Here is a 22,524-nt window from a genome sequence, read left to right as displayed (position 1 = left end):
TTATTTCGGACAGGGGTTCATCAAAGGTTTCATAGAAGATATTGAACCCTGGCTGCGCCGCCGTATCAGGCAACTCATTCTCAAACGGTGGAAACAACCGAAAACGAAAATCAGAATGCTCGAACGGTATGGCTTGGACGCTGACGGTGCCAGACGCATTGCGTATTCGCGCAAAAAGTACTGGCTCCTATCCAAAACAGAAGAAGTCCATCATGTGTTGACAACAAAGAGACTCCGCCAATGGGGTTTAGCGCCGCTAAACCAATTGGCAGAGTCTGCTTACGCAAGGTATTGAACCGCCCAGTACGGAGCCGTACGCTGGGTGGTGTGAGAGGACGGGAGTCACTCACTCCCTCCTACTCGATTTTATATGGATTGTATGTGATGTGTTTCCCGTCACATATTCGGTTTGTTTTCATTTTATGATAAAATGATTCATTGACAACAAATTGTAAAGGAAAGGTCAGACATGAGCCAGTTAAAAGATAAAGGTTATGCAATTTACGATTATATGGATTCACTCTATTATGATGGCATTGAAAAGGATTATGAGGAAATTCTTAACTATTTTGAGAACCTGCCGATCGATGACTATGCGCCGGAACTCAACCGTTACAGAAGATATTCGCGCGCGCTTGTACTGCCGACGTCAGGAGATATTGAATGGCTGCCGGATGTGAAGAGGGATGGCGCAGAGTATGCCGCCTATTTCCAGGGTAAATTCAACCCCGAACATCCGGGTTCGTACCGTGAGTTCCATTCGATCGATTCCCATATCCGTGACAATAAACTTCTGAAGAAAATCATCATGGCCAATTATGAAGAGACTTTCTGGGGAGAAGAAGACAAAATCATGCCGATCCATGTCGGAGTGCATTTTGTGAAATTGATGGTCGATAATGACGAGGATAAAGCAGTGTCCTCTCCGGACTGTCTGCATCAGGACGGTGAACCGTTCACATTCGCCCATCTGATCGAGCGTAAAAATGTGAAAGGGGGTACGAATGCAATTGGCATACCTGGAGTCAGAGGCAGTCAGCCTGATGAGGTAGATCAGAAAGACTTGCATGAGATTTTCGAGATTTCCAAACCGCTCGAATCCTACGGCGTGGATGATTCAGCAGTCAGCCACTATGTCGGACCGGTAATGAAAGGCTCTGAAGAAGGCGCGGCAGTGAGATCCGTCATTCTGATTGATTATCAATTGACTGTTGTTGCCGATATGGATGAGTAAAATAAAAAGCTGCCGACGACTTATTAAAAGTTGCCGGCAGCATTTTTGTTGATCTAAAAGAGTCTATGGGAACCGAGCATATGCCGATATTTGAGTGACATAATTGGAATCGGCTCTGGAATCCGAGCATATGCCGATATTTGAGTGACATAATCGGAATCGGCTCTGGAATCCGAGCATATGCCGATATTTGAGTGACATAATCGGAATCGGCTCTGGAATCCGAGCATATGGTGGTATTGGCATGACTTAATTGGATTCAGCTCTGGAATCCAAGCATATGCCGATTACAAATTGACTTGCTCGTTACCCGTTTACTGATCAAGACTGGACCCATGAATTATTCCGCATTATATTCCCTGACCAGTTCTTCGAACAGGTCATATGACTTCTTCAGGTCGTCCATGTCATAGATGTAGGACACAGCCATGATTTCATCGACGTTGAACTGGCTCTGGAATAATCTCAGTTCTTCCATGGCTTTTTCCTTACTGCCGGAAAATGCGATCGGGAACTGTGATTTGACGGCCTGCTCCTCTCTCGGCGACCATCTCTGTTCCATGTCTTCAACAGGTTTCGGCAGCTGGCCGCGTGTGTTGCGGATCAGATTCAGGATATTCTGATAGTGGGTAGTTTTAATAAAGTCCGCTTCTTCATTCGTATCCGCCATGATGACGTTGAGGCTCGCCATTTTGTAAGGCTTATCCAGCTGATCGGACGGTTTGAAGTTGTCTTCATATATTTTAAAAGCATTTTCCATCTGAGCGGGTGCGAAGTGTGCGGCAAATGCGTAAGGCAGGCCGAGGTCTGCGGCGATATGTGCTGAATCCGTTGAAGATCCGAGTACATATAACGGCACTTCCGTCCCCTGTCCGGGATAGGCGACAACATGTGTCGGCACGGCAGATAAATATCTTTTCAACTCTTCAATTTCACTTTTAAAGGAGAATACGCCGTCATGGTTGCTTCTCCGGATGGCGTTCGCCGTTGCCATGTCCGTCCCGGGCGCGCGTCCGAGGCCGAGGTCGAGCCGGTCTCCGTATATGGCATGCATGGTGCCGAATTCTTCAGCCACGACGAGGGGTGCATGGTTCGGCAGCATGACACCGCCGCTTCCGACCCTGATATTTTTTGTGTGCTCAAGAATATGTTTGATTAAGATTCTTGTGGCAGATGAAGCGATTGAAGTCATATTATGGTGTTCAGAAATCCAGTATCTCTGATAGCTCGAACCGTCGATATGTTCTGCAAGATCGACCATGTCTTCAATTGCCTGTGAAGCATTGGTTCCTGCTCTGACAGGGACCAGATTGAGTGCTGAAATATTTAACTGTTTAGACATTCTTTCATCTCCTGTTTTTATCGTCTACTTAAAAGTGTACAAATATATGTCACTTTTAGCTAATAATTGATTTCAAACATTATAATTTTACATTGAAACATGTTAAAATATATTAGTTAATAATTTAATTGTTGATAAGGGTGAATAAAATGTCAGTTTATGTCGATTACGCAGCCACTACGCCGTTTGATAAGAAGATACTCGAAGAAGTCGTGGACAATGCTGAAAACTTCGGAAATCCTTCAAGCATCCACCGTATAGGCAAAAATGCCAAGGCGGATCTGCAGAACTACCGCAGAAAGATTGCAGAGTGCATCAATGCGAAGCCAAATGAAATCATTTTGACCAGCGGTGCGACAGAGGCAAACAATCTTGCGATCAAAGGGATTGCGAAAGGACATGCCAATCCGCATTTTATTACAACTGACATTGAACATGCTTCCGTAAGGAATACTTATCAGGATTTAAGTGAAGAATACGATGTGACATTTCTGTCCGCGAAGGAAAATGGACAGATTGATGCCGAAGAGTTGAAAAACAGCCTGAAAGATAATACAGTATTGGTCTCTGTCATGATGGTCAATAATGAAACGGGCAGCATGCAGCCGGTATTTGAAATAGCCGAAGTGTTAAAGGCGCACGGTGCTCTGTTTCATGTGGACGCAGTGCAGGGCTTCGGGCATATGGATGTCGACGTCGAAAATCTCGGTGCAGACCTGCTGACGCTGAGCGGCCATAAGATATACGGACCGAAAGGCATCGGGCTTCTTTATTTGAAAGAAGGCATTAAGCTGTCCGCACAGATTACCGGCGGCTCACACGAACTATCAAGACGGGCCGGCACGGAAAACATCATGTGGATACAGGCATTCAGCCTGGCGATGGAGAAGGCGAAAGCGCACCGTTCAAAAAGAACCATCAAAGAGATGCAGATGAAAGAACGTTTTATAAACGAGCTGATCGAGAAAAAGATTCCGTTTGAAGTGAACGGCGACGTCAATAACCAGACGAGCCACATTGTAAATGTATACTTCGACTGGACCGAGGCGGAATTTCTGCTGACGGCACTCGATATGGCGGGGATCTTCGTATCTGCAGGTTCTGCATGCAACGCCGGCACGGTTCAGCCTTCACATGTGATACGGTCGATGTATGATGATGAAGAACGGGCACTCAAGTCCATCCGCTTCAGTTTTTCACACTTGATGGCGGAAGAAGATATAACGGAAATTGCTGCACAGTTAGAGATAATTTATAACAGACTAAATAAAAGAGAAATGATTTAAATTCAGAAAGGAATGTATGATATGGATCCGTCAAAAACAACTGTTGTCATTGGTATGAGTGGGGGTGTAGACTCCTCCGTCACGGCACAATTATTAAAAGATCAGGGCTATAATACAATTGGCATTTTTATGAAGAACTGGGATGATACAGACGAATTTGGAGTATGTACAGCAACTGAGGACTATGAAGATGTGAGACTGGTTGCCGAACAGATCGGCATCCCTTATTACTCGGTCAATTTTGAAAAGGAATATTACGACCGGGTATTCAAATACTTTTTGGAAGAATATGAAAAAGGCCGCACACCGAACCCGGATGTCATGTGCAACAAGGAGATAAAGTTCAAGGCATTTTTAGACCATGCCATGAAACTCGGTGCAGACTATGTTGCAACTGGCCACTATGCAAGAGTCAACCACGATGGCGGTTCTGTCACGATGCTGAGAGGTGTCGACAATAACAAAGACCAGACTTACTTTTTGAATCAGCTGTCGAAAGATCAGCTGTCCCGAGTGATGTTCCCGCTCGGCCATATGGAAAAGTCCGAAGTGAGAGAGCTTGCACATAAATACAATCTGGCAACGAAGGATAAAAAGGATTCCACAGGCATCTGCTTTATCGGCGAGCGCGACTTCAAAGAGTTTCTGAGCGGTTATCTGCCTGCCAATCCAGGCCGCATGATCAACCTGGATACGAATGAGGATATGGGGCAGCATGACGGTCTGATGTACTACACGATCGGCCAGCGCCAGGGCCTCGGCATCGGCGGAGAAGGCGGACCGTATTTCGTTGCAGGGAAAAACCTGGAAACGAATGAACTGTATGTTGTATCACAGTATGAGAATGATTCACTGTACTCGACGAAACTGATTGCTTCAGACGTCAATTTCATCAATGAACCAGGGGAATCATTCAGCTGTACCGCAAAATTCAGGTACCGCCAGGATGATGTGCCTGTCACTGTCAATAAGGTCGGTGAAGACAAGCTGGAAGTCATATTCGATGAACCGGCGCGTGCGGTGACACCGGGACAGGCTGTCGTCCTTTATGACGGAGACACCTGTCTTGGCGGCGCGACGATCGATACTGTCTACAATGAAGAAAGAGTATTGGAGTATCTGGGATGAGCCTGCCATACGAAGACGCATTGAAAAACGGCAGGCAGGAAGAAGCGCTTAAACAGATTTTTAACAGTATAGAAGAAGAGCCGGAAGTTGAAGTGCATTATATCAACGGCGGCAATCTGCTCCACACCCTCGGACGGGATGAAGAAGCGGAACAGTTTCTGCAAAAGGCGATTGATCTGAACTCACAGAGTACGAGTGCATTTTACAGTCTCGCCAATATCTACTACAACCATGAACGGTATGAAGAGGCGATCAGACTTTATCTGATTGCCTACACCAGAAATGAAAAAGATGCGGACCTTAACTTCATGCTGGCGATGAGCCACATCAATACCCAGCAGCCGAAAGCGGCACTGCAGTTTTTCGAAGTGGCGCACCAGGAGAAGCCGGATGATCTTGATATCTGCTTCCAGTACGGTCTGCTGTGCTGTCAGCTCAGCCTGTTCGACCCGGCTGAAAAACTGCTCACCAAAGTGGTGGACAGAACCCCGCATGCTGATGCACAATATAATTTAGGGTTGTTAAAACTTGTACGTGATGATGATAAAGTACAGGCGTCTGAACATTTCAAGCAGGCAATCGATGTACAAAAGGACCATCATCTTGCACATCATGCATTAAAAAAGATTTCAGAGTAGTATATTTTCCCGGCGGTGAAGAAAATGGAACAGTCGTCAATTTATGATGAGAAATATATTATCGGTGAAGTCGAGCGTGTTATTTTTCAAAGCGAAAAAACACGCTTTTTTGTATTGAAAGTAATCATCGATGAAACCAATACACACTTCGCCTTTGATACCATCGTCACTGGATATTTCCATGACATTACAGAAGGAGATACATACAGATTCAGCGGGGACATCAAATCCCACCCGAGGTTTGGCGAACAGTTCAATGCGACACAGTTCAAGCAGGAACTGCCGAAGACGAACCAGGGTGTCATCCAGTACCTTTCAAGCGATACTTTCAAAGGCATCGGCCTGAAAACAGCAGAGAAGATAGTGGATAAGCTGGGGTATAACGCACTGGAAATTATCTCCGATGATAAAAATGCACTTAAAAAAGTGAGCGGCCTGTCCAGGGCGAAAATTGATATGATCCACCAGACCATCCTGGAGAATAAAAAGACGGAGGAGATCATCATCCGCCTGAACGAACTCGGCTTCGGTGCCAGGATGAGCGCTAAAATATTGAGGTATTACGGGGATCACACGTTAAAAATACTTGAAAATTCACCATACAGAATGGTTGCAGACATTGACGGCATCGGTTTCAATACTGCGGATAAAATAGCACTTGCGCAGGGCATCGAGCCATCGGATATCGGCAGACTGAAAGCAGGACTATTGTATATCGTGGAAGACATGACACTTTCAACCGGTCACACATTCATTGGTAAAGATATGCTCGGTGCGGAAGTGAAGAAACTGCTGATGTACAACAATCAGGATCAGTTCAATGATGAAGAAATCGATGAAGTCGTCAGAGAACTTCATGAAGATGAGAAACTGGTCATGTTCGATGAAAAAATTTACCTTCCGACCATTTTTTACGCCGAACATAAATCTGCGGATGAAATTTACCGCATCCTGAAAAATTCAGACGACGATAAATTCACTGATGAGGAAGTCACCGAACAGATCAGTGCCATTGAAAAAAATGAAAACATCAAATACAACTCTGAACAGATGAAGGCGATAGACCTTTCAATGAATGAAAAGATATCCATCATCACCGGAGGACCCGGCACTGGAAAGACAACGATAGTGAAGGGCATCATCGGCTGTTACCATGAGCTCAATGCACTCGAAGATATCGAAGATTATGAAGAAGGCGAGTATCCGATCAAACTTGTCGCGCCGACAGGCCGTGCTGCAAAAAGGCTGAACGATTCGACCGGTGTTGAAGCTTCTACGATACACAGACTGATCGGCTGGGGCCAGGATACGGAAAAGGATGACTTTATCGATGCAGAACTGAATGCGAAACTGATCATCATCGATGAGATGTCCATGGTGGATACATGGCTCTTCTATCAGCTGCTCAGAAATGTGCCGAGCGATACAAAACTGGTATTTGTCGGAGACAGGGACCAGCTGCCGTCCGTCGGACCGGGTAAAATTTTCAACGACCTGATCGAATCGGATGTCATGAAAGTGACGGAACTGACGAAAATCTACCGGCAGGGTGAAGGATCATCCATCATCAAGCTCGCCCACGAAATAAAAGAAGAAAAACCGATAGATATCCAGGAAAAATTCAAGGACCGGGTTTTTATTCAGGCGAATATCAGCCAGATTTCAGGACTGGTTGACAATATCGTGACGAAAGCGGTGGATAAGGGCTATGATATGCGCGATATACAGGTGCTTGCGCCGATATACCGGGGGAACGCCGGTATCAATAAGCTGAATCAGGTGCTTCAGGAAATCTTGAATCCGCTGGATGAAGACAAGCGGGAAATACAGTTCGGGGATATCGTTTTCCGTACCGGGGATAAAGTACTGCAGCTGATCAACCGGCGTGAAGATAATATATTCAACGGTGACTCGGGCATCATCGATGAAATCATTCTCAAAGAAGATGACGACAGCACCGATAAAGATATCATCGTGGTGGATTACGACGGCAAGCACATTTCATATGAACGGAGAGACCTCAGTGAGCTGGCCCACGCATACTGTACAAGTATCCATAAGGCACAGGGCAGTGAGTACCCGATCGTCATCATGCCGCTCGTGAAAAGCTACCGCCATATGCTGATAAAAAATATCATTTATACCGGCATAACGAGAGCCAAAGAATCACTGATCCTGTGCGGCGATCAGAATGCATTTTATGATGCCCTCGGCAACGAAGGCATCACCAGGAATACGACGATGATCCAGTCGCTGCATGACAAGTTCAATATCGCCCGGCAGAAGAAAGAGGTAAGTGCCGATAGTGCTGCGGCGGCAAGTGAAGAGACGCCGGCTGAAGACGGTCCCCCGGAATATTTGACAGAAGAGAATCTGTTCAGAATACCAGCGATGATCAATGTTGAGAAAACGCCTTATGATTTCATTTGACAGCAGTGTGATAAAATTTTATAATCAGTTACAATTATACTTAAAGTGATTGAATGTATATACTGTGCTGGACAGAGACATTGTGGCAGGTGAGAACAATGACAGGTATATATATGTGCTGCACTTTATTTCAAATGAATAATTAGAGTGATGGCTATGCCATAACCTGGGTGGTACCGCGGAAACTTCCGTCCCTATTTTTTAGGGGCGTTTTTTTTATTTTAATTTTAGGAGTGATTCTTATGAAGCAACTGACAGGAAATGAGATTAGAGATTTATTTATAAAGTTTTTTAAAGAGAAAAATCATATGGTGGAGCCGAGTGCACCGCTTGTTCCGATCGATGACGATTCTCTGCTTTGGATCAACTCGGGTGTTGCGACGCTCAAGAAATACTTTGACGGCCGTGTCATTCCTGACAACCCAAGAATTGTGAATGCACAGAAGTCCATCAGAACGAATGATATTGAGAATGTCGGATTCACGGCAAGACATCATACATTTTTCGAAATGCTCGGAAACTTTTCCATCGGCGATTATTTTAAGAAAGAATCGATTGAGCTTGCCTGGGAATTTTTGACGTCTGAAGAGTGGATGGATTTCGATGAATCGCTGCTTTATATAACCGTCCACCCTGAAGATACGGATGCATATGATATATGGCGCGAAGACATCGGTCTGAGTGAGGAGCGGATCATCAGAATAGAAGGCAACTTCTGGGATATCGGTGAAGGTCCTTGCGGTCCGAACAGTGAAATCTTTTACGACCGCGGTGAAAGCTACGGCGCGGATGACCCGGCGGATGAAATGTATCCTGGCGGTGAAAATGAAAGATATCTGGAAGTCTGGAACCTGGTATTCAGTGAATTCAACCATAACAGTGATGGAACGTACACACCGCTGCCGAAGAAAAACATTGATACTGGCATGGGGCTCGAGAGAATGGCGAGCATCGTCCAGAACGTACCGACAAACTTCGATACGGATCTGTTTACTCCACTCCTTGAAAGGATTGAAGAAGTATCCAATAAGTCATATGGTGTAAGCGACAGCCAGGATGTCGCATTCAAAGTGATCAGCGACCATGTAAGAACGGTCAGCTTTGCGATTGCCGACGGAGCACTGCCGTCAAACGAAGGCCGCGGCTATGTGCTGCGCCGTCTTTTGCGCCGCGCAGTCAGATTTGCAAAAGAGCTCGGCATCAATGAAGCGTTCATGTATTCACTCGTGGATACGGTCGGAGATATCATGAAAGGCTTCTATCCGAACGTCCGAGAGAAAAGCGACTTCATCAAGGAAGTCGTGAAAAAAGAGGAAGAACGATTCCTTGCGACTTTGGATGAGGGCATTCGTATTTATGAATCATTCAAAGCTTCAGTCAAGGACACGACCGGCGTAATATCAGGCGAGGATGCATTCAAGCTTTATGATACGTACGGCTTCCCTTATGAATTGACCAGGGAATATGCTGAAAATGACGGTCTGGAAGTCGATGAACAGGGCTTCATGGATGAGATGGCCAAGCAGAGGGAACGTGCAAGAAATGCGCGTAAATCCAGTGAGTCGATGCAGGTGCAGTCGAAAGTCCTGTCCGATTTCACAACACCTAGTCTCTTTACAGGGTACGAGTCTCTTAATGAGGAGGCACAACTGCTTCTGATGGTCAAAGATGATGAATCACTGCAGTCCTACGACGGCGGAGAAATGGTTGAACTGATATTTGACAAGACGCCTTTCTATGCAGTGAGCGGCGGCCAGATTGCTGACTACGGTACAATAAAAAGCGATACTGCCGAGCTTGAAGTTGAAGCGGTCTACAAAGGGCCGAATAAACAGAATGTCCACCTTGCAAAAGTTGTGAGCGGTACGGTGGAGACCGGTGTCACATACAAACTGAGCGTGGATGCAGAAAAACGCAGCTTCATCGTCAAAAACCATTCGGCGACCCATCTGATGCACCAGGCGCTGAAAGATACGATCGGCGAGCACGCGAACCAGGCCGGATCTTTGGTCGAAGCTGAAAAGCTGCGCTTTGATTTCTCACATTTGAATCCATTGACGGCAGAAGAGATAAAATCGATCGAAGACTCTGTGAATGAAAAAATCTATGAAGGTCTGAATGTTGAGATTTCCGAAATGCCGATAGCAGAAGCTAAGGAAAAAGGGGCAATGGCACTCTTCGGAGAAAAATACGGCGATATTGTACGCGTCGTCGATATGGATGATTATTCGGTAGAGCTCTGCGGCGGTATCCATGTTGTGAATACGTCGGACATAGGATTATTCAAAATCGTTTCCGAAACGGGTATCGGTGCCGGTATCAGAAGGCTGGAAGCTGTCACAAGCAAGTACGCTGTTGAATACTACAAAGAGAAAGAAAGACGGCTGCAGAAAATTACAGATCTGCTCAAAGTCAAAGAGGATAATGTCATTCGCAAAATAACCCAGCTGAATGATGAAAAAACTGAACTTAAGCAGGAGATCAAAGAACTGAAATCTGCATCTTCCAAAGATAAACTGGCCAATATTGAAAACATCAAACAGACAGTCGACGGAATCGATTTGATAGCGACAGAAGTCGATGCAAAAAATGCCAAAGAGCTGAGAGCGATAATGGATGACATCAAATCTGCCAATCAGGATGCCATCATCGCACTTGGGAGTGTCAATGAGGACAAAGTGTCACTTGTTGTCACTGTACCGAAAGATCTGACAGACAGATTCAAGGCGGGCGAGATAATGAAAGGCATGGCCGGTCGCGTGGACGGTAAAGGCGGCGGCCGTCCCGATATGGCTCAGGGCGGCGGCACAAACCCGGACAATTTAACAATTGCATTACAATTCGTTAACGAGTATATTACTATATAACTTATATGGCCTAAAAATGATATAATGGTGTCAAATCAATAGGGAGTTAGGAGTGCTTTTGTGGGACAATTTGATGAGACTGTTAAATTTAATGTAGATGAATCCCGTGCCAAACATGTTAATGAGATTCTGACCAATGTCTATAAAACTCTTGAGGAAAGAGATTATAATCCAATTAACCAGCTGGTCGGCTATCTTCAAAGTGGCGACCCTGCGTACATTCCCCGTCAGAACGAAGCAAGAAACCAGATCAGGCATGTGGACCGTGACGAGATTATCGAAGTGCTGGTAAGAACTTATATTGACCGTGAAATAAATGAGTAAAACTTTAGGTCTGGATGTCGGTACCAAAACGATAGGTGTGGCCATCAGCGATGCTTTCGGCTGGACTGCACAGGGTCTGACAACCTTGAAAATCGACTATCATGATGAGAAGTACGGACTTGAAGAGCTGAGTAAAATAGTGGATGATAACAATGTGTCCAAAATTGTGGTCGGCCTGCCTAAAAATATGAATAATTCGATCGGCGAGAGCGGTGAACGTTCATTAAATTTCAGTGAAATACTTGCGAATCACATACCAAGTGTTAAAATAATCATGTGGGATGAACGTTTGAGTACTGTCGGTGCAGAACGGACATTGCTCGAGGCGGATGTGTCACGCAAAAAACGCAAGGCTGTGATAGATAAAATGGCAGCAGTCTTTATTTTACAGGGTTATTTAGATCAGCCCATCAAAGGAGAGCTATAAACTATGTCTCATGAAATGAGTTTTAATCACGAGGAAGAACTTTTAACTTTATTCGATGAAGAAGAGAACGAAGTATTATACCGTAAGATGCTGGAATTCCATCATCCCGGTTTCAATAAGGATTATATAATTCTTGCCGAAGAAGGCAACTTTAATGATGACGATGAAGAAATCGAGCTGATCCCAATGATAAACGTACCGGATGAAAACGGTGACGGCGGGAAGTTCCTTCCTGTGGAAACAGATGAAGAGTGGGACATGATTGAAGAAATTGTAAATACTCAAATGGATGTACCGGAAGAGTAAAAATACAGATGATTCAAAATAGCTTCCAATACACATTGGGAGCTATTTTTAAAGATTGGAGTCTTTTATGAGTAGATATGATGACATCAGATTTTCAAAAAATGTATCTTCTTATCTGTCATTAATTATTATTGGTGTTTTAGCAATCGGTGTTATCGTCATTTCGATAATTGCGTATTTTTATATAACATCGATAGGTGACCCGCTGGATGCCAATTCTGAAGAAACTGAAGAAGTTGTAATCGATTCAGGCACTTCGGCAGGGATGATTGGTGAACAGCTGGAAGAAGAGGGCATTATAGATAACGGCAGAATGTTTGAAGTATACTTAAGATTGAACAGCATTACGAACTATCAGGCCGGAGAATATGAACTCTCGCCTGCGATGGACTTTGAGCAGATTGCCCGTACGCTTGAAACAGGAACCATCTATCAGGAAGTGCTGCACAGGGTGGCAATACCTGAAGGCTATTCTGTCGAGCAGATTGCAGAACAGTTCAGCCAGAACCTCCCCGTATCTGAAGAGAGGTTTCTTGAGCTGATGACGGACAGGGAATTCATAGAGTCCCTGATGGAAGAGTATCCGGAAATGCTGTCCGAGGAAATTTTGGATGAAGATGTGAAATATCCACTTGAAGGGTATTTATTCCCGGCGACATATGATATCACAGAAGAGGAACCGTCAATTGAAAGTCTGGTCAGACAGATGCTGGATGCGACTGAGGTGAACAGTTTCCCTATTTATAATTCAGTAGATGAATATACGATCACTTACGAGGGAGAACCCCAGGAGCTGTCATTTCATGAGTTTTTGACTTTCTCATCATTGATCGAGATGGAGGCGACATCACTTGCCGACCGTTCCATGATTGCGAGTGTATTTATAAACAGGATGGCTGAGCAGCCGGCGATGCCGCTGCAGACGGACCCGACAGTGTTATATGCACTCGGCGAACACCAGGAACGTACACTGTTTGAAGATCTGGAAGTGGAAGATCCGTATAACACCTATATAAATTCAGGGCTGCCTCCGGGTCCCATTGCTTCTCCGGGTATCGAATCCCTGCAGAGCACTCTGAACCCGAGCAACACTAATTATTACTATTTCCTTGCGGACAGTGAAGGTAATAATCACTTTGCCGAAACTTTTGAAGGGCATATTGAAAACAGGGAGGAATATATTAACAATCAATAAATTAATCTTTTTAAATTAATCTTTTCAAGTAAAGATTAATATGTTAATATATTTATTAATGAATACACAACTGATAACTTTTGTTATCAGTTGTATTTTTTGTATGTGGTGATAGAAATGAATATTGAGCAGTATGTAAAAGATTTGAATGCCGTACACGAACTGTATCCGGAAATTTACAGCTATGCTATGGAACATCATGTGCCCATCATTGACGGTGATGCTTTGTCAGTACTTAAGCATCTCATTAAGATGTCAGGTGCCAGGAAGTATTTGGAGATTGGAACTGCAATCGGTTACAGCGGTCTTCATCTTCTTTCAGTCTTTGATGATTCACATCTGATAACCATTGAAAAACAAAGTGAAATGTTCGATATCGCCAGACAAAATTTTGAAAAATATAAAGTGGAAGACAGAGTCGAAGCTTATCTGGATGATGCGAAGACTTTGGATCTGTCCATCGATGAACAGTCGCTGGATCTGTTGTTCATCGATGCTTCAAAAGGCAACAATCAGCATTTCTTCGATAAATACAGCCCTTACGTTAAAGAAAACGGATTAATCATCGTTGACAATATACTTTTGCGCGGGCTGATCGCAGATGACAACATTGAAAACAGAAATAAAAGAAAAATGAAAGAGAAGGTAGCTTCTTTTAACCAAAATATGAGTAACAGCAGCTATGCCACATCCTTTCTACCGATAGGTGACGGGCTATTAGTTATTTCAAAAAGTTAGGTGTAGAAAATGAACAAGCCGACAATTATTGGCATTGCAGGAGGTACCGGTTCCGGTAAAACTTCTGTCACCAAGAAAATTATATCCTCACTGGAAGAACATGATATCACACTGATTGAACAGGATTTTTATTATAAAGATCAAAGTCATAAGACGATGGAAGAGCGTCTCGAGACGAACTACGACCATCCGTTTGCATTTGATAATGACCTTCTGATCCAGCATGTAAAATCGCTGATCAACAGAGAAAGTGTCGAACTGCCGACATATGATTACGTGAATCACACAAGAAGCGACAAGACGATCAAGGTGGAACCTAAAGATGTAATCATCGTAGAAGGCATTTTTGCATTGGAAAATGAACAGCTGAGAGATCTCATGGATGTAAAAATCTATGTGGATACCGACTCGGATATCCGCATTCTCAGGCGCATGTCGAGAGACATCAAAGAGCGCGGACGGTCAATGGAGTCTGTCATCAATCAGTACCTTACAGTCGTAAGGCCAATGCATCTGCAATTTATCGAACCGACAAAACGCTTCAGTGACATCATCATACCTGAAGGCGGAGAAAATATTGTGGCAATAGATATCATAACCACAAAAATAAGAAGTCTTATCAAAAAAATTTAAGTGAAAGGTTTACGGAGGTTTTATTAATGACAACACAAAAAGAATACCCTATGACAGAAAGTGGATATAAGCAGTTACAGGAAGATCTTGAATATCTGATTACTACAAAGAGACCTGAAGTTGTAGAGAAAATCAAAGTTGCAAGAAGTTTCGGCGACCTTTCGGAGAACTCAGAATACGATGCCGCAAAAGATGAGCAGGGTTTCGTCGAACAGGATATTACGAGAATTGAAGAGATGATCCGCCATGCGAAAATCATCGAAGACACTAATGACAACAACTCGGTACAGCTTGGTAAAACCGTAACATTTACGGAACTGCCGGATGGCGACGAAGAAAAGTACCAGATTGTCGGCAGTGCAGAGGCAGACCCGTTCGAAGGCAAAATTTCCAATGAGTCACCGATTGCACAGGCGCTGCTTGGTGCCAAGCTCAAAGAAGAGATCAATGTACCGCTGCCGAACGGCTCCAGCATGAAAGTGAAGATCGTTTCAATTGACTGATAAAAACACAAAACATGTTACCGGTGTCATCGGAGCAATGAAAGAAGAAGTTGAAATACTGAAACAGTGGATGGATATATCGAGAACGGATACCATCGCCCATGCAAAAGTGTACATCGGGACTCTCGGCTCACATCCGATTGTTCTTGTGGAAAGCGGTATCGGCAAAGTGAATGCGACGCTGATCACATCGCTGCTGATCGACAGATATGATGTCAGGATGATTGTGAACACCGGTGTCGCCGGTGCTTTGTCGAATGAACTGGATGTAACGGATATGGTCGTTTCAACGTCTGTCGTCCATCATGATGTGGATGCCATGGAATTCGGTTATGTCTTCGGTCAGGTGCCGGGCATGCCAGCTCTATATGATGCAGATGACAAATTGGTCGACACGGCTGTGAAAGTGCTCGAAAAGAATAAAACCGTTCAAGGCTTCAAAGGCCTCGTGGCAAGCGGGGATTCCTTCATCGCAGACAGCACACAGAAATCATCCATCATCGGCAGCTTCCCTGAAGCGCTTGCGGTCGATATGGAATCCGCGAGCATTGCACAGACGTGCCACCAGTTTAATGTACCCTTTATCATCCTCCGCTCGATATCGGATAAAGCTGATCAGGCTGCAGATATGACTTATGAGGAATTTTTAAAGAAAGCTTGTATAAATTCTTCTGAAGCTGTAAAATTATTGTTAAATGAACTGTAATGTGGAGGGACCTTAATGACTATACTGATGGTATTATCAATTATAATCACTGTTATAATTGGATATCTTGTTTACCGGGATACTGAAACTGAAGATAATGATATTATTGAATAAATAAAAGCACCTTAAATATTAAGGTGCTTTTATTAATGTGATAAACTATAATAAATCAGTTAAGAGAGGATAACATTGAAAGTGATAAAAAAATTGTTCCTGCCAACTTCCTATGTTGATAATTTTACAAATATTACGCCGGCCAGGTTGAATCAGCTGGGTGTCAGAGCGGTGATTATCGATCTGGATAATACATTGGTCGGCTATGATGAAATGGATGCGAATGAGAAAGTTATAGACTGGTTCAAACTGATGAATGACAATGATTTTAAAGTGACGATAGTATCAAACGGCAAGAAAAAGAGAGTCAGTAACTTTGCCGATCCTCATGATATCGATTATATATTCAATGCGCAAAAACCTTTATCAAGAAATTATAAAAAAGCAATTCGGCTGATGGGCGTGCCTAAAAATGAAACCATCATGGTCGGTGATCAGCTGATGACCGATATTTTTGGTGCAAACCTGATCGGCCTGAAAAGTGTTCTGGTGATTCCTGTAAAGAGCAGGGACGGTTATGCGACGCTCCTAAACAGAAGGATGGAAGCGATAATCATGAGATACTTTAGAAAAAAAGGATTGCTTGTAAAGGAGGACTAATTATTGACTGAAGTAAAATGTATAGGCTGCGGAGCCGTATTACAATCTGAAGATAAAGATAAAAAAGGGTATATACCCGCCAGCGGAATGGACAGGGAAGAGGCGATATGCAAAAGGTGCTACCGCCTGAAGCATTATAATGAAATCATGGATATAGATATGGATTCAGGAGAGTTTCTGACGATGCTGAATTCTCTCTATGAGACGGATGGCCTGATCATCAAGGTGATCGACGCATTTGATTTCAATGCAAGTCTGATTCCGTCGTTCAACCGTATCGTTGGTGATAAAAAGGTCATTGCCGTCATCAATAAAATCGACCTTCTGCCCAAATCAACCAATACTGGACGGTTGATTCACAGAGCAAAGCATATGCTGAAGGAAAACGGCATTACAGCAGTGGACACAATCGCTGTCAGTGCACTGAAGAATGACGGCCTGGACAAACTGATTTCCATGATGAAAAAGCATTCGAAGAAAGAGGATGTTTATGTCGTCGGCACGACGAATGTCGGCAAATCCACACTTATCAACCAATTGATCAAGATGACCAGCGGCGAGAGCGACGTCATCACGACGAGCAGATTCCCCGGAACGACACTTGATCTTATAGATATCCCGATGGATGATGACACATTCATTTATGACACACCAGGAGTGATTGTACCAAGTCAGATGGCGCATTTTGTCCATGCCGGGGATTTGAAGTACATCACGCCTTCAAAAGAAATAAAACCGAAGACTTTTCAACTTGAGCACGGTCAGACATTATTCCTGTCCAATCTGGCAAGAATTGATTTTGTGAATGGTGATAAGAGCAGCTTCACCATCTATTCTTCAAACAAGCTTACGATCCACAGAACAAAATTATCCAATGCCGATGAATTTTACGGAAAGCATTATAACGGACTGCTGACACCGCCGGAAATCAGTGAACCGGTTCTGATTAATGATAAGAAAGAATATTCATTCAAAGTGACAGAAGACAGTGACATTGAAATCAGCGGCTATGCTTTCATCAGTGTACAGGCGGGAACCGAAGTGGCGGTTCATGTACCAAAAGGCGTGGAAGTAAATATCAGACCGACAATATTCAAAGGTGGCTTATAAAATGAATTTTGCTGTAATTGGTTCTCCAATTGAGCATACGTTGTCTCCGGCAATACACTATGCCAATTTCAATTCATTGAATTTAGACGACACTTACCGGGCACTTCATATTACACCGGAAGACCTGAATCACATAAAGGACGTTATCAAACACTATGACTTGAACGGCTTCAATGTGACCATACCGCATAAGGAAGCGATTATGGACAGTCTTGACTTTATTGACCAGAGGGCAGTCGAAGTGAACGCGGTCAATACCGTCCTGATCAAAGACGATGAGCTCTACGGCTTCAACACCGATGTCACGGGATACAAACAGGCCTATATGGACCGCTTTGGCAGCATGAGAAGAAATATATTGATCCTGGGTGCAGGCGGGGCTTCAAAGGCTGTATACCGGGCCCACAGCGAACTTGGAGACAACATCACCATATACGCAAGACGTGAAGCAAGTTTTGAGACGTTTAAAGATCAGAATTTTGATAAACTGTCATCACTTCATGATCTGAAAAGTTTTGATGTCATCATCAACACGACACCGGTCGGACTGAAAAATGAAGATTTATATGACGTGATGAATCTGCCGAAAGAAATTATTACTGAGGACACAATAGGTATAGATTTAATTTATAACCCCGAAAAAACGCCGTTTCTGCATGGATTCGAAGAGAATAATGCCATGAACGGACTGTCCATGCTCGTGAACCAGGCAATCCATGCCTTTGAAATATGGTATGACAATGAGTATGAAGGGGATTATGACGCTGTATATGCAGCTTTAAATAAAAAGTTTGGAGGTGGCGTGAAATGACGGCCTTATCATCAAAAAATATAAAGCAGTTAAAAAAAGAGTCCCATCATCTTAATCCTATTTTCCAAGTGGGAAAAAATGGAGTGACAGATAATTTTATAGAACAGATTGACGATGTTCTGGAAAAAAGGGAACTGATCAAAATCTCTGTGCTGCAGAACTGTCTCGAAGATAAAGATGACATTGCAGAAGAAATCATCAAAAATACCGACAGCAATATTGTGAGCATCATCGGCAGTACAATTATAATCTACCGGGAATCCAAAAATAATAAACAGATTGAGTTATCATGAAAATAGGCGTTTTCGGCGGAACTTTCGATCCCATTCATATAGGTCATATCATTTCCGTATTGGAAGTTAAAATTGCTTTCGGTCTGGACAGGGTGATATTCATCCCGGCAAGACAGTCACCGCACAAGGAGACCATGCCGACCGGCAACGAAGAGCGGACTGCCATGATACAGAAAGCGATTGCCGGATATGAAGGTTTTAGTATGGATACTTTTGAGCTGGACAGATATGGAAAAAGTTTCACATACGATACGGCAAAATATTTGAAGGATGAATATCCGGATGATGAACTTTATTTTCTGATGGGAACAGATCAGTATGAAAGCTTTGACAAATGGTATAGAAATGAAGAATTGATCGACATGATGAATTTTATCGTAATGATGAGACACAGTGATGATATGGAAATATCAGCACCTTTTATACGGGCAGATCAGCTTGTTGTGGAAGTTTCTGCGTCACTTGTCCGCAGACGCGCCAAGGAAGGACTGCCTTATAAACATTTCCTGAATGAGGCTGTGTATGAGTATATTAAGGAGAATGCATTATATGAAGCATAAAAAAGCACTTAACCTGATCAAAGATAAACTGCCTGAAAAAAGATATGCCCATTCTGTAAGAGTGGCTGAAACGGCAGTCAAAATGGCTGAATTATTCGAAGCCGATGGTGATAAATGTTATCTTGCGGGTATACTTCACGATTTTTCGAAATATGATGATCTCGGTGACATGTATCAGTATGTCACCAGGTATAATCTGGATCCGACACTGCTCGCATTCAATTCCGAGCTGCTGCACGGTCCGGTCGCAGCTACAAAGATGAGGTTTGAATACGGCGTGAAAGATGAAGATATATTTTACGCGATTTCCAGCCATACTTCCGGCCGGGCACAGATGCTTTTAATAGAGAAAATCATTTATGTGGCGGATTTCATCGAACCGGACCGCACCCAAAAAGGAGTGGACAGGATCAGGGAGATAATATTCGAAGAAAAGAAACTGGATCTGGCCATATATGAGATTACAAGACTGACTTTAAAGCAGTTGTTGAAGAAAAACCGGCCGATTTATAATAGAACGATTGAATGTTACAACTATTATAATATGGTTAAGGAGTGAAGGAATGAATAGTGAAGCACTACTTGAAAAAATGGTCGAAGCATGTGATGACAAGCGTGCTGAAGATATTATGACCTTTGATGTAAAAGAAACAAGCACGGTTACAGATTACTATATCATCTGCCACGGTAACTCCGGACGTCAGGTCCAGACGATTGCCGACGAAATAAAAGATCAGGCAAAAGATCTGGATATAGATCCCGTTGTTGAAGGATACCAGGAGGGTAAGTGGATACTGTGTGATTTGAATCATGTCATCGTCCATGTGTTCCACGGGCCAGAAAGAGAATATTATAACCTGGAAAGGTTATTTAAAAATGGTGAGCATATTGACAGAAGACAGTAACGGAAAGAAAGAGATTCTTGGTCACTTCTATAATGAATTGACATATGATATCCCTTATAATCTCTGGCGGGATATAATCAACCATTTTAAAAATAAAGACCATTCTGTTCTGGATATCGGATGCGGCACAGGAACATTGACAAGACAGCTGGATTTTAAAACAAGGTATGGCATTGATATTTCAGAAACGATGCTTGAAATCGCCCGTAAAGAAGATGAAAATACCAGCTATTTTCAGGCGGACATGAAGGACTTCTCACTTGATCAGAAATTCGACATGATCGTTGCCACCGTCGATGTATTGAATTATTTGAAGGATGAAGATGAATTCATACGTACGCTGAAGAATGCCAATGAACATCTGAATGATGACGGTGTCTTCATATTTGATATACACAGCAAATATAAAATGAAAAATGATTTCAGAGACATGCTTTATACTGATGACACGGAACATGTTACCTACATCTGGCATGCCGTGGAAGGGGAAGCGCCGCTCTCCGTTGTACATGAGATGACTTATTTTGTGAAAAATGATGATGGCATGTACCACAGACAGGACGAACTTTATTCTCAAAGGACTTATGAACATAAAGATGTAATTAAAATGATAGAGAAAGCGGGTCTGTATGTGGATACAGCTTTCAGTGATTTCGATATTAATCATTCTGTAACGACCGTTTGTGACAGAATTTTCTATATCGTCAAAAAGGCTTTGTAACTCATAGTTGCAAAGTTTTTTTGAATTAATTAATTTATTTGAAAATAAAATAAATCAAAAACGGCATTTTCCTCCTAATAATAGTAAAGGGGTATTTTAAAGGAGAGATGAAATGCTGAAACATTACTTTGAGAAATACAAACAGTTTATCCCACTTATCTGCATAGCCTTTGCGATTTTGATCATTGCAATATTCGCCATCAACATGGTGACAGCTGATCATTCAATGACCATCAACGAACCTCCGGTGAATGCTTTGGAGGTGGATGATGAAGCTGAAGAAGATACTGCACCGGAGCCTGTCATTCCTGATCATGTATTTGTGGAAGTGAAGGGCGCCGTAAAAAATCCGGGTGTATTTGAAGTGCCGGCGGATGCCAGGGTCACCAACGTTTTAAGTATGGCAGTCGTTTTGGACAGTGCGGACCTGTTGACGGTGAACCAGTCTGAGAAGGTCAGGGATGAAATGGTAATCTATGTCCCAGCAGCAGGGGAGATTGAAGAAACTGCTCTGGTGAATCCAGTGGAAACAGCCGAAGAGGAAGTGCAGGTCAATATAAACACTGCATCAATCGATGAATTGACACAGCTGAACGGCATTGGTGAAAAGAAGGCACAGCTCATTTTGGACTACCGTGACGAGAATGGATTGTTTATGACCAAAGAGGATTTAATGAACATATCAGGCATCGGTGAAAAAACTTTTGACAGTTTGGAACCTTATATTACAATAGACTAGAAGGTGGGATAAATGATGAGAATTGACTGGCATGAGTATTTTTTAGCACAAAGCCACTTATTGAGATTGAGATCTACATGTGAACGCTTGAAGGTCGGTGCCCTGATCGTCAAGGATAACAGGGTGATTGCAGGCGGCTATAACGGCTCAGTTTCAGGTGAAGAACACTGCATCGACGTCGGATGCTATGTTGAAGACGGACACTGTATACGGACCATCCATGCAGAGACGAATGCACTGCTGCAATGCTCCAAATTTGGTGTTTCAACAGAAGGTGCAAGTGTTTATGTGACCCACTTCCCGTGCATTCACTGCACCAAATCGATGATTCAGGCAGGGGTCAAAAACATCTTTTATGCCGAAGATTATAAAAATCATCCATATGCGATGGAGCTGCTGGGTAAAACGAAAGTCAACTATACTAAAATCGAACTTGACTTACATAAAGTAGCCAGTTATTTTGAAGATTTCAAATGATTATGTTCTTTATCTTTTTGTCCATCATAATAGGATATATTTTAGTTATAAGCCCAAAATTGGGCTTATTTTTTTTGCTTTTATTATGTTTTATATGTAATGTAAATGGCAGTATTAAAATGTAGGAAATCGGCAATTTAAAATTGTTGGTTTACCTACATTTTTTTGTATGCTTTTCTTATGACATCTAAGGAGGATATTCATGAGGAAAGACGTACGTGAAGGAGTCAAAAAATTTATGATCGATGGTATCAAGCCCAACTTTGCCGCATTAGCCCGTCAGTATGGGTGTGACTATCGCACGGTGAAAGCAGCTTATGCGGCAGAAAGCCAAAACACAGAGGAGCAGAAAAGAATGAGCAGACCGAGTAAATTGGATGAATTTAAACCGATCATCCATGACAAACTGGAGATTCAATGCAGTGCGTATAGTATAT

The 22,524-nt window shown here is 43.1% G+C and carries 26 protein-coding genes and 1 pseudogene; 26 read left to right on the top strand and 1 reads right to left on the bottom strand.

From position 1 onward, the window contains the following. Positions 1-295 (top strand): group II intron maturase-specific domain-containing protein (locus BLR15_RS14165; protein WP_281182399.1); only part of this gene is annotated, 295 nt, incomplete at its 5' end. Between the two features lie 174 nt (positions 296-469). After that, positions 470-1,234, top strand: coding sequence for a 2OG-Fe dioxygenase family protein (locus tag BLR15_RS12205; protein WP_092987918.1), 765 nt, complete (start codon positions 470-472; stop codon positions 1,232-1,234). A gap of 340 nt (positions 1,235-1,574) precedes the next feature. On the opposite strand, the gene BLR15_RS12200 is transcribed toward BLR15_RS12205, so the two are convergent. Next, the gene (locus BLR15_RS12200) at positions 1,575-2,576 is read right to left on the bottom strand and encodes an LLM class flavin-dependent oxidoreductase (protein ID WP_092987915.1); all 1,002 of its coding nucleotides are present in this window, start codon (positions 2,574-2,576) and stop codon (positions 1,575-1,577) included. Between the two features lie 149 nt (positions 2,577-2,725). Between BLR15_RS12200 and BLR15_RS12195 the strand changes: the two genes are divergently transcribed. The 24 genes and pseudogenes from BLR15_RS12195 to BLR15_RS12080 form a co-directional block, all read left to right on the top strand. Continuing rightward, positions 2,726-3,862 (top strand): cysteine desulfurase family protein, encoded by a 1,137-nt coding sequence (locus BLR15_RS12195; RefSeq protein ID WP_092987913.1) that lies wholly within the window; start codon positions 2,726-2,728, stop codon positions 3,860-3,862. Between the two features lie 21 nt (positions 3,863-3,883). Next, entirely contained in the window at positions 3,884-4,990 is a 1,107-nt protein-coding gene (mnmA, locus tag BLR15_RS12190) for a tRNA 2-thiouridine(34) synthase MnmA (RefSeq protein ID WP_092987911.1), read from the top strand. Continuing rightward, a complete protein-coding gene (locus tag BLR15_RS12185; protein ID WP_092987909.1) occupies positions 4,987-5,628 on the top strand; it encodes a tetratricopeptide repeat protein in 642 nt (213 codons plus the stop codon). The genes mnmA and BLR15_RS12185 overlap by 4 nt, the downstream gene beginning before the upstream one ends. 24 nt (positions 5,629-5,652) lie before the next feature. Then, positions 5,653-8,058: an SF1B family DNA helicase RecD2 gene (gene recD2, locus BLR15_RS12180; RefSeq protein WP_092987907.1), complete on the top strand. Its 2,406-nt coding sequence runs from the start codon at positions 5,653-5,655 to the stop codon at positions 8,056-8,058. A 242-nt stretch (positions 8,059-8,300) separates the two neighbouring features. Continuing rightward, a complete protein-coding gene (gene alaS / locus BLR15_RS12175; RefSeq protein ID WP_092987905.1) occupies positions 8,301-10,925 on the top strand; it encodes an alanine--tRNA ligase in 2,625 nt (874 codons plus the stop codon). Between the two features lie 60 nt (positions 10,926-10,985). Next, positions 10,986-11,249 carry an IreB family regulatory phosphoprotein gene (locus tag BLR15_RS12170; protein WP_092987903.1) on the top strand — a complete coding sequence of 88 codons (264 nt, stop codon included), beginning with the start codon at positions 10,986-10,988 and terminating at the stop codon, positions 11,247-11,249. Continuing rightward, a complete protein-coding gene (gene ruvX / locus BLR15_RS12165; protein WP_092987901.1) occupies positions 11,242-11,676 on the top strand; it encodes a Holliday junction resolvase RuvX in 435 nt (144 codons plus the stop codon). The genes BLR15_RS12170 and ruvX overlap by 8 nt, the downstream gene beginning before the upstream one ends. Before the next feature lie 3 nt (positions 11,677-11,679). Beyond that, entirely contained in the window at positions 11,680-11,982 is a 303-nt protein-coding gene (locus tag BLR15_RS12160) for a DUF1292 domain-containing protein (RefSeq protein WP_092987899.1), read from the top strand. 67 nt (positions 11,983-12,049) lie between these two features. Then, positions 12,050-13,177 (top strand): endolytic transglycosylase MltG, encoded by a 1,128-nt coding sequence (gene mltG, locus BLR15_RS12155; protein WP_092987897.1) that lies wholly within the window; start codon positions 12,050-12,052, stop codon positions 13,175-13,177. Positions 13,178-13,294: 117 nt separating this feature from the next. Beyond that, positions 13,295-13,915, top strand: coding sequence for an O-methyltransferase (locus BLR15_RS12150; RefSeq protein WP_092987895.1), 621 nt, complete (start codon positions 13,295-13,297; stop codon positions 13,913-13,915). A 9-nt stretch (positions 13,916-13,924) separates the two neighbouring features. Next, the gene (gene udk / locus BLR15_RS12145; protein WP_092987893.1) at positions 13,925-14,548 is read left to right on the top strand and encodes a uridine kinase; all 624 of its coding nucleotides are present in this window, start codon (positions 13,925-13,927) and stop codon (positions 14,546-14,548) included. Positions 14,549-14,574: 26 nt separating this feature from the next. Next, positions 14,575-15,051 (top strand): transcription elongation factor GreA, encoded by a 477-nt coding sequence (greA, locus tag BLR15_RS12140; RefSeq protein WP_092987891.1) that lies wholly within the window; start codon positions 14,575-14,577, stop codon positions 15,049-15,051. Further along, positions 15,044-15,757 (top strand): 5'-methylthioadenosine/adenosylhomocysteine nucleosidase, encoded by a 714-nt coding sequence (locus BLR15_RS12135; RefSeq protein WP_092987889.1) that lies wholly within the window; start codon positions 15,044-15,046, stop codon positions 15,755-15,757. Before greA ends, BLR15_RS12135 begins: the two co-directional genes overlap by 8 nt. A gap of 195 nt (positions 15,758-15,952) precedes the next feature. Beyond that, positions 15,953-16,471 carry a YqeG family HAD IIIA-type phosphatase gene (locus BLR15_RS12130; RefSeq protein ID WP_245696792.1) on the top strand — a complete coding sequence of 173 codons (519 nt, stop codon included), beginning with the start codon at positions 15,953-15,955 and terminating at the stop codon, positions 16,469-16,471. Between the two features lie 3 nt (positions 16,472-16,474). Beyond that, entirely contained in the window at positions 16,475-17,581 is a 1,107-nt protein-coding gene (yqeH, locus tag BLR15_RS12125; protein WP_092987885.1) for a ribosome biogenesis GTPase YqeH, read from the top strand. 1 nt (position 17,582) lies between these two features. Further along, entirely contained in the window at positions 17,583-18,392 is an 810-nt protein-coding gene (aroE, locus tag BLR15_RS12120; protein ID WP_092987883.1) for a shikimate dehydrogenase, read from the top strand. Then, a complete protein-coding gene (gene yhbY / locus BLR15_RS12115) occupies positions 18,389-18,685 on the top strand; it encodes a ribosome assembly RNA-binding protein YhbY (RefSeq protein ID WP_092987881.1) in 297 nt (98 codons plus the stop codon). The genes aroE and yhbY overlap by 4 nt, the downstream gene beginning before the upstream one ends. After that, on the top strand, positions 18,682-19,245 hold the full coding sequence (gene nadD / locus BLR15_RS12110; protein ID WP_092987879.1) for a nicotinate-nucleotide adenylyltransferase: 564 nt from the start codon (positions 18,682-18,684) through the stop codon (positions 19,243-19,245). The genes yhbY and nadD overlap by 4 nt, the downstream gene beginning before the upstream one ends. After that, on the top strand, positions 19,235-19,804 hold the full coding sequence (gene yqeK, locus BLR15_RS12105) for a bis(5'-nucleosyl)-tetraphosphatase (symmetrical) YqeK (protein ID WP_092987877.1): 570 nt from the start codon (positions 19,235-19,237) through the stop codon (positions 19,802-19,804). The genes nadD and yqeK overlap by 11 nt, the downstream gene beginning before the upstream one ends. 4 nt (positions 19,805-19,808) lie before the next feature. Continuing rightward, positions 19,809-20,150, top strand: coding sequence for a ribosome silencing factor (gene rsfS / locus BLR15_RS12100; protein WP_092987875.1), 342 nt, complete (start codon positions 19,809-19,811; stop codon positions 20,148-20,150). Continuing rightward, positions 20,122-20,871: a class I SAM-dependent DNA methyltransferase gene (locus tag BLR15_RS12095; protein WP_092987873.1), complete on the top strand. Its 750-nt coding sequence runs from the start codon at positions 20,122-20,124 to the stop codon at positions 20,869-20,871. The genes rsfS and BLR15_RS12095 overlap by 29 nt, the downstream gene beginning before the upstream one ends. A gap of 112 nt (positions 20,872-20,983) precedes the next feature. Continuing rightward, entirely contained in the window at positions 20,984-21,610 is a 627-nt protein-coding gene (locus BLR15_RS12090) for a helix-hairpin-helix domain-containing protein (protein WP_245696791.1), read from the top strand. 12 nt (positions 21,611-21,622) lie between these two features. Next, the gene (locus BLR15_RS12085) at positions 21,623-22,087 is read left to right on the top strand and encodes a ComE operon protein 2 (protein WP_092987871.1); all 465 of its coding nucleotides are present in this window, start codon (positions 21,623-21,625) and stop codon (positions 22,085-22,087) included. Positions 22,088-22,289: 202 nt separating this feature from the next. Further along, a pseudogene (locus tag BLR15_RS12080) lies at positions 22,290-22,524 on the top strand (IS21 family transposase); the annotation flags it as partial.

Origin of the sequence: Lacicoccus qingdaonensis, assembly GCF_900101075.1 — a bacterium.
GTDB lineage: Bacteria > Bacillota > Bacilli > Staphylococcales > Salinicoccaceae > Lacicoccus > Lacicoccus qingdaonensis.
This window is presented reverse-complemented; position numbering and strand designations above follow the sequence as displayed.